Origin of the sequence: Photorhabdus aegyptia, from assembly GCF_000612035.1 — a bacterium.
GTDB lineage: Bacteria > Pseudomonadota > Gammaproteobacteria > Enterobacterales > Enterobacteriaceae > Photorhabdus > Photorhabdus akhurstii.
In genome coordinates this window covers 101,390-107,681 of record NZ_JFGV01000010.1, presented here as the reverse complement: position 1 = coordinate 107,681, position 6,292 = coordinate 101,390, and the positions used below count along the sequence as shown (strand labels likewise).

Annotated in this window: 4 protein-coding genes; 1 reads left to right on the top strand and 3 read right to left on the bottom strand. The window is 45.8% G+C overall.

Annotated elements, in window-relative coordinates; all coding sequences use genetic code 11:
- Positions 1 to 71: 71 nt before the first annotated feature.
- The 3 genes from mscM to rsgA all read right to left on the bottom strand — a co-directional run bounded on the left by mscM (position 72) and on the right by rsgA (position 5,456).
- A complete protein-coding gene (gene mscM / locus BA1DRAFT_RS04855) occupies positions 72 to 3,407 on the bottom strand; it encodes a miniconductance mechanosensitive channel MscM (protein WP_036776640.1) in 3,336 nt (1,111 codons plus the stop codon).
- Positions 3,408 to 3,433: 26 nt separating this feature from the next.
- Positions 3,434 to 4,327 (bottom strand): archaetidylserine decarboxylase, encoded by an 894-nt coding sequence (gene asd, locus BA1DRAFT_RS04850; RefSeq protein ID WP_036776638.1) that lies wholly within the window; start codon positions 4,325 to 4,327, stop codon positions 3,434 to 3,436.
- Positions 4,328 to 4,400: 73 nt separating this feature from the next.
- Positions 4,401 to 5,456: a small ribosomal subunit biogenesis GTPase RsgA gene (gene rsgA / locus BA1DRAFT_RS04845; protein ID WP_036776634.1), complete on the bottom strand. Its 1,056-nt coding sequence runs from the start codon at positions 5,454 to 5,456 to the stop codon at positions 4,401 to 4,403.
- 219 nt (positions 5,457 to 5,675) lie between these two features.
- Between rsgA and orn the strand changes: the two genes are divergently transcribed.
- A complete protein-coding gene (gene orn, locus BA1DRAFT_RS04840) occupies positions 5,676 to 6,221 on the top strand; it encodes an oligoribonuclease (RefSeq protein ID WP_036776631.1) in 546 nt (181 codons plus the stop codon).
- The last annotated feature ends 71 nt before the right edge of the window (positions 6,222 to 6,292 follow it).

Below are 6,292 nucleotides of genomic sequence, written 5' to 3'. Positions count from 1 at the left end.
CGGTAAAAGGCCATATTCTGCTTGAAATAGAGCCAGTTGATTCAAGTACGGATGCTCAGTACTTCATTGTCTTACAAACTACCCGGTTGACGTGGCGGATTACGGCCTGACATATTGGTCGTCGCGCTGCGAATATCCCGACCAATGACATCAATACTCGCCTGAAATGGCGGGAATGGCAGAGTAATGCCGTGTTCGCGGAATCCTTGCAAAATAAGCTGATGGACTTCATGGCGGACAGGCATGCGATGCCCCATTTCAGCAGCATAAATACGTAATTCAAATATCTGAATACCGTGTTGAAGATCAACCAGATAGGCTTCAGGCGCCGGGTTATCAAGGATCAGAGTGCTGCGTTTAGCGGCGGTTAACAGGATTTGCGTAACCTCTTCACAGCTAGCTTCTGCCGGTGCAGGAATTGTCAGCACGACACGAGTGATGGTGTCAGATAATGACCAGTTAATAAACTGTTCAGTAATAAAGGCTTTGTTAGGAACGATGATCTCTTTTCTATCCCAGTCCGAAAGGGTTGTTGCTCGTGTATTGATCTTGGTGATGCTGCCGGTCAGGTTGCGGATAGTCACGGTATCGCCGATACGGATCGGTTTTTCAAACAATATCATCAGGCCGGAAACAATATTGGCGAAGATCTCCTGTAAGCCAAACCCTAATCCAACCCCTAATGCAGCAACAAGCCATTGTAATTTTGACCATTCAATACCAATCAGAGAGAAACCTACCAGACCACCAATCAAAGTAATGGTGTATTTGGTGAGTGTAGTGATGGCAAAGCCGGTACCGGGTGTAAGTTCCAAATGCTGTAGTAAGGCCAACTCAAGCAGTGCGGGCAGGTTACGCACCAGTTGAGTGGTGATAATAATCACCAAGATAGCAATCAAGACAGAACCTACGGTGATGGGTTGAACAGTTTCTACATTGTTTATTGTCGTGGTGACATCCCACAGTCGGATATTTTCTAGAAATGAGAAAGCGGAATGAAGTTCTGACCACAGCCAAATGAGTGAAACCAAGGCAAGCAGAGTCAGAATTGAACGGACCAATCCCAATGACTGAGCGCTGATGGCATCCAGATCAATAATGGGTTCCTCAACTTCGATGGCACCTTCGATACTGCTTGAACCCGTTGAGTCATCCTCGCTTTTGGCTCGTTGAGCCAGAATTTCTGCCCGTCGTTGTTTTGCCCGGTCAAAGGCAATACGGCGTCGCTGAATCAGCATCCAACGCCGGATGATATGGTAAACAACCAGCAGGAAGAACCAGATAGCAACGGAAGTTTCTAAACGCCCCAGCAATGCTTGTGATGTGCTGAAATATCCCAGTATGGAAGCTAGCGCTGCGACTATCGGCGCAGAGAGTAAAATCCACCAGAGAGCGGTATTGATAACATTTTCGCCGGAGCCATTTTTATCCAGATAGAGCGGGATTTTTGCCCGTTTCAAGCTATGAGTGATCAGGCTTAAGGAGACGCACAAGATGAGAAAGCAGAGCCTGCCGAGTGTGGAAGCAAATTCTCGATCACTGTAATGTTCAAAAGTTATCAATGCCATGACCAACGGCACAATAGCGAAGATAGATAGCTGGTAGAATCGTAAAGCCCGTTTGACGCGTTCTTCCGGCCAACGGAAATGGGCAATGAATAATCCATTTGGATGGGCGAAAGTGGCGCTCAGCATGAAGATCCATAGAACGGGCGTCGTAGCACTGACGCCATAACCGATAGCCGTCGCCATAGGATACTGCCAGGCGCTTTGCAGCCCATAGCCAATTGCAGACCAGAGCATCGGCAAAGGTAACGCGACAACAACCGACCAAAATACGGTACGTAAAGTGAGGGAAAAGTGATCATAGGTGACTTTGCCGATACGGTTACTCGCGCGTTCAAGGAATGCGTAATAATGGCGGAGAGAGCCGATGCTGAATACAACCAGGAATAGCGTGCCAAATAAGTACAGCAGCGTATCCTGAGTGGTCAGCATGACGATCAGGGCGCCGCTTAACTGAGAGAAAGTATCCAGCGATAATAGACGAGTCAGATCCTGTACAACACTGATTGGGTAATTGAGCGAAACAGGATTAACATCCGCGACCCAGAATAGATAACGGTGTGTGGCTTCTTTAACTTCTGTTAGCGCATCATTTAGCTGACTGGTAGCGACTTTCAGTTTGGTCAATTCAAGGATTTCACTGTCATAGCCAGATAATAATGAATTGAGTAATTCTTTGCGGGTGCGGGTAAGAGAATCATAAATCCGCTCTTGTTCGGCAGTTAACGCAACGTTGCTTTGCTGTACGGGTTTTGTGTCTTTTTGTAACTGATCCAGCATGTCTTCGTATTTCAGACGATCGACCCTGAATTTGACAATATTCCGATCAAGTTGCTGTGGTTTAGACATGTCAGGCAAGCGGGCAAGCTGAGTTTGGAGCGCTTCTCCGAGTGTTGTGGAGCCGCCGAGCCATTGCGCCTGTTCACGAATGGTATTCAATGCTTGCCGGACCTGAATAATATCACTGGCGGCTTGTCGCTGCTTTGAGCCGATGATATTCATTCGCTGTGCTTGCTGATTTAATTCTTGAGATAAGTTCCGGTTCAGTTGTAATTCATCAAGCAGAAATTTTGGTAGCTGGTCGCTTTGTTCCGCCAGCATCTCGGTATGTTCTAAGGCTAATTCTGCTTTTTGCTGGCGTTGTGCATTAAGTTGGCTGCGGAGTTGTTGCAGCTCAAGATCAAGTCGATGATAGCGCTTTTTGAACAGTTCAACCCGCATACGGGAAATTTCCTGCCGATTGTTAGCGGAGAGTTGAGCTATTTCAAGTTCATTGACTGTTGCTTTGTGCGCATTGGCTTCGGCTTGAGCTAAGGCAAATTGAGCTTCTGCTAATGGAGTAGATGGTGTTCCTAATGATTGTAGGCGAGAGGATGCATCAGTTAGCAGGCGTCGCGCTTCTGATTGTTGTTGCGGTAATAGTACTAGAGAGTCACTGATTTCCCGTCCTTTGTCCTGCTCTTGCTGTAATTGCCCCCCTTGTTCTAGCAACCGACTGCTGACTTGAATGATCTGTTGCTCAATGCTTGCAATGGGTTGGTTAGCGGGAATTGGACGAGGCGTATCACTTTCAGAGAGTAATTTTTGACGAAGTTCTTTCGTGATTTTAGGAAAATCATCAATGGCGGTCTGATATTTCTGCGTTCTGTCATTAGCAGATTTAGTATCAGCAATCCAATTGAGAGCGCCTTGCAGCGCCTGAGCAACTTCTGCATCCTGTGGGTTTTTGCTGGATTCGATTTGTTTCAGTTCTTGTTTGAGCTGGTTTTCATCAAGTGGAATCGCAGCAAGAACTGGACTAATAATGATCAGGCTAAGCAATAAGCTGATAATCAGGCGCACGATAAAGGGCTCTCCTTGGAAAGGGATTAGCTTATGTTGTCAGTAGGTTCGTCAGGTATGATCGCTTGGGCTAACAGTTCGCCCATGCGGGTTGTGGAGCCACTGCTCAAATGCCCGGCTAGCTGTACCTGATTTGATGCAAACAGGTTAATGACGGTAGAACCCAATTTGAAACGCCCCATTTCTTCCCCTTTCTTGAAAGAAATTGCGCCAGTTGCACCGGCTTCGGGGTAAGTCCAGCGCTTGATAATGCCTTCCCGTGGTGGTGTAACCGTACCACACCAAGCCATTTCAATACTGCCGACGATAGTTGCACCAACCAGAATCTGTATCATTGGCCCAAATTGAGTGTCAAACAGACAGATGACTCTTTCATTACGAGCGAACAGATTTGGCACGTTGGCGGCAGTCAATGGATTGACAGAGAATAGATCACCAGGGACATAGATCATCTCTTTCAGTAATCCATCGCAAGGCATATGTACACGGTGATAATCTTTAGGTGATAAGTAAGTCGTTACAAACTGCCCATCACGGAATATCTCTGCCAATTGATGATTACCGGCGAGTAGAGCTTCAAGCGTGTAGTGGTGCCCTTTGGCTTGAAGGAGCTGGTATGTCCGGATATTGCCTAACTGGCTGATAGTACCATCAGCAGGTAGTGCTAATTGGTGTTCATTGCTGACAACTGGGCGAATATCATCTTTTAATGGGCGGATAAAGAACTCATTGAATGTGGTGTATGCTGAAAACTCAGGCGCTTTCGCTTCATTCATATCCACTTTATAAACACGGGCAAACGCTTTGATTGCTAGTTGAGTTAACCAGCCAGCTTTTTTGTTGGCAAACCAGCCTGCCAGGTGAGTTATTCCCTGTTTAGGCAGTAAATAATGCAACCTGATTTTAATGTTATCCAGCACGTCAACCTCTTGGATTCTATTGGCAAAATTAGACAAAAGGGGGTATTGTACCCGCCCTTTCATTTAATGTCAGTTAGCTATCGTGATCTGTAAAAGTTTTGCGTGGTTTAATTTGATCCATACTGTCGAGAATACGGTGATAATTCTCAAAGCGTTCTTGAGTTATTTCGTTATCTTCCACTGCTTTCCGTAACGCACACTCTGGATCGTCCCGGTGTTTACAGTCACGGAATTTACAACCGCCCAGATAATCACGGAATTCGATAAAACCCTGAGTTATCTGCTCCGGTGTTAAATGCCACAGGCCAAACTCCCGAACACCAGGAGAATCAATAACATCACCGCCATGTGGAAAATGATAAAGACGGGACGTTGTTGTGGTGTGTTGACCTAAACCGGAGACATCTGAAACCTGATTGACCAGAATTTCTGCTTCATCTTCTGGCAGGAGTGTATTGAGTAAACTTGATTTACCTACACCAGACTGACCGGCAAAAATAGTGATTCGATCTGCGAGCATCTTCGTTAATTCTTCCATACCTTCGCCAGTATGGTTTGAGAGCTTCAATACTCTGTAACCAATGTTGTGGTATGTGGACATGATTTCGTTGACCCATTCACGGCTTTCTTCGTCCAACAGATCAATTTTATTCAATACGATCAATGGCTCAATGCCCAGTGTTTCACAGGCGACAAGGTAGCGATCGATAATATTGAGTGACAGTTCAGGAAGAATGGCTGACACAATCACTATTTGGTCAATATTGGCGGCGATAGGTTTAATACCATCATAATAGTCAGGCCGCGTAAGTACGGAAGTACGTTCGTGAACGGCTTCAACAATACCATTTACTTTAACATCGGCTTGTGTTTGCAGCGCAGGACGCCATACGACTTGATCGCCAGTGACCAATGAGCGGATAGTTCTGCGAATATTACAACGTTGTATAGAACCGTCTGCTGCCTCGACATCAGCATGTTGGCCAAAACGGCTGATAACCAGCCCTTCTTGAGGTTCACCTAACTGGCTATCATCCATTTCAGGTTTATTATCCTGTTTTTTCAACCTGCGTTGATGATTTGCCTGTACCCGCCGTTGCTGGCCTTTGGATAGTTTATGCTTAGCCACCGAACCTCACTTGTTCTACATTTATACCCGTCATCTTTCAAGTTGCCTCTTTGTTGGCTGCACTCACTCACCCCGGTCACATAGTTAGCTATGCTCCCGGGGATTCGCTCCCTTGCCGTCGCGATGCATCTTGAAATCCATTGGGTATATCGCTGTTATTACTTAAAAGCGCTATGATACACCATTAATAAGAACTATCTCTCCAATCTAGGATATAACATGTCAAAAAGTGAGCACAATCTTATCTGGATAGATCTGGAAATGACGGGCTTAGATCCCGAGCGGGATCGCATTATTGAAATTGCGACAATTGTCACCGATGCGAATTTGAATATCCTGGCGGAAGGGCCAGTCATTGCGGTTCATCAGTCTGATGAACAACTGGCTCTGATGGATAAATGGAATGTGCGCACTCATACGGGCAGTGGGCTGGTTGAACGTGTTAAAGCAAGTAAAATTGATGATCGTGAGGCAGAGAAAGCGACGATTGAATTTTTGGAGAAATGGGTTCCGGCAGGTGCTTCCCCTATTTGTGGTAACAGCGTGAGTCAGGATCGGCGTTTCTTGTTTCGTTATATGCCAGAATTGGAGGCTTATTTTCATTACCGCTACTTGGATGTCAGCACACTTAAAGAATTAGTCCGTCGCTGGAAGCCGGAAATCCTTGCTGGGTTTAAGAAGCAGAATACTCATCAGGCGCTGGATGATATTCGTGAATCAGTTGCTGAGTTAGCCTATTATCGGGAACATTTTATTCAACTGTGAGTCAGAAAGTTTTATTTTCTGTTGGTATGATAATGCAAGTTTGGTGTGATGATTAATTAACCTGCGTTGGC

Bases quoted from the DNA above. Each gene is read 5' to 3' on its own strand.
- orn (WP_036776631.1), top strand. From the start codon at position 5,676: ATGTCAAAAAGTGAGCACAATCTTATCTGGATAGATCTGGAAATGACG.